At 67.8% G+C, this 2036-nt stretch carries 2 protein-coding genes; both read left to right on the top strand.

Annotated features, from left to right (window positions below; all coding sequences use genetic code 11):
* Nucleotides 1-131: 131 nt before the first annotated feature.
* The gene (locus tag VF643_RS05620) at nucleotides 132-1286 is read left to right on the top strand and encodes an alkaline phosphatase (protein WP_331042395.1); all 1155 of its coding nucleotides are present in this window, start codon (nucleotides 132-134) and stop codon (nucleotides 1284-1286) included.
* A gap of 147 nt (nucleotides 1287-1433) precedes the next feature.
* Nucleotides 1434-2036: MFS transporter (locus VF643_RS05615; protein ID WP_331042394.1), on the top strand; the 603-nt coding region annotated here is incomplete at its 3' end.

Below are 2036 nucleotides of genomic sequence, written 5' to 3'. Positions count from 1 at the left end.
GGCGACAATGCGCCCGCCACCCAGAACTTCAAATATGTCAGCTGGGCCGCCGTGCGTAAGGCGTTGCGGCTGCGCTAGCTTCTGTTCCGGCGACACGCGCTTGCCGTTCGATGATGAACAAGGACCGTTCCATGACGAAGACTCGAAGCAACCTGACTAGGCGCCGCCTTCCCCTCGCCGGGTGCGTCGTTGCCGCTGTCTTCGCAGCAGCCACGGCATCTGCGAAGCCCGCGCGTACCGCCGCCGCGCCGCGCCCGCGCAACGTCATCGTGTTCCTGGGTGACGCGGGCGGGCTGCCGACACTCAGCGCGGGCGGCATCATGGCCCATGACCGGCCGCAGTCGCTGTTCATCCATTCGATGCCCCATGTCGGCCTGTCCGACACCTCGTCGCTCAATCGGTGGGTGAGCGATTCCGCCGCTGGCATGACGGCGATCATGACGGGGTACAAGACCGACAACGGCGTCGTCTCGATGATCCCCGGCGCCGCCGGCGCTGCGCCCAGGCCGGTGAAGACCTTCATGGAATATGCCGAACAGCGCGGGCTTTCGACCGGTGTCGTCACCAACATGCCGATCTGGGACGCGACGCCCGCCGCCTGCTACGCGCACGTGCCATCCCGCAAGGACAAGGACGCGATCTTCGCGCAGATGCTCGCGCCCCGCTTCGGGGACGGCGTCGATATCCTGATCGGCAAGGGCCGCAAGGACGCCGCCGTCTCCTTCGCCAAGCGCCAGACCACGGCGGAACAGGCGTTCGCCGCCGCAGGCTATCGCTATGGCGACGATCCCGCGCTCGTTCGCCAGGCGCCGCGCGCCGCGGTGCTGCGCGACACCGACTTCGCGCCACTGCCTGCGGTCGAGGCGACCATCGGCCAACTCGCGCGCAACCCCAGGGGCTATGTGCTGATGGTCGAGTGGGACATGCACACCGACGATCCGCAGGCGGGGCTCCGCCACGTCGTCGAGATGGACGACATGATCCGCCGCGTCACCGCCATTGCTGGCAAGGACACGCTCATCCTGTTCACTGCCGACCATAGTTTCGGCTTGCGGATGGGCGGCGGCGACCGCGGCCAACCGCTCGCCCAGCAATTCGCCGCCGCCGGTGCCAAGCCGGGCACAACCATTGCCAACAACCCGATCATCAGCATCGAGGACGGCCACACCGGCGAGGAGGTGATCGCCAGTGCCTCGGGGCCCGGCGCCGAGCAGGTTCACGGCTTCTTTGCGAACACGCGGATATTCGACATGCTGATGAAGGCAGTCGGCTGGGCCCGCGACTAGCGCATGAGAATGGAGAGCGTGTGAGGCCGCGCATCCCCCGCGTTAGGGAGGCGCCCTATCATCTCGGCCGAACGGCTTGCTACTCCGGCTCAAGCCTCGCTACCTGACCTGATGGCTGATGCGTCGCGACGTGGAACGGAGGGAAGGGTGCGCCCCTCTCGTCTGGTCTTGTTCGCCGCCGGGGACTTCGCCTGTAACCTGTATTGGCAGAGCATCTCGCTCTTCTTGTTCTTCTTCTACACCGACGTCCTGCTGCTGCCGCCCGCGCTGGCAGGGGCGATCGCGATGGTCGGGGCGATTTGGGACGCGCTGGCGGATCTGGCGGTCGGGATCGTCGCGCAGCGGGCGAAGTCCTATCGGCGTTTCGTCGCGGGCGGGTCGGTGCCGCTCGGCTTGGCGTTCGTCGCCTTGTTCGTCGTGCCGGGCTTCGGGGTCACGGCGACCGCCTTGCTCGCGCTCGTCGCGCAGATCGCATTTCGGACACTCTACGCCCTCGTCAACGTGCCCTATGCAGCGTGGAGCGCGCGGATCAGCGCAGATAGCCGAGACCGTTCGCACATCGCTGGGCTGCGGATGTTGTTCGGGGCGGCGGCGGCCAGCTTCGTCGCCTTGACGATGCCGCGTGCCGGCCATGTGATCGCCGCGGCGGGCTATGCCGCGGTGGCGGTGCCGCTGCTGTGGTTCGTCGCGACGCGCAGCCGCGAGGTGACGCCGCCACCGCCGCCTGCCCCGGTGCCGATCCGCGCCTAT

Source organism: Sphingomonas sp., from assembly GCF_036387595.1.
Taxonomy (GTDB): Bacteria; Pseudomonadota; Alphaproteobacteria; order Sphingomonadales; family Sphingomonadaceae; genus Sphingomonas.
Note: the sequence above shows the minus strand (reverse complement) of the source record. Positions and strands in the feature narration are given on the sequence as shown.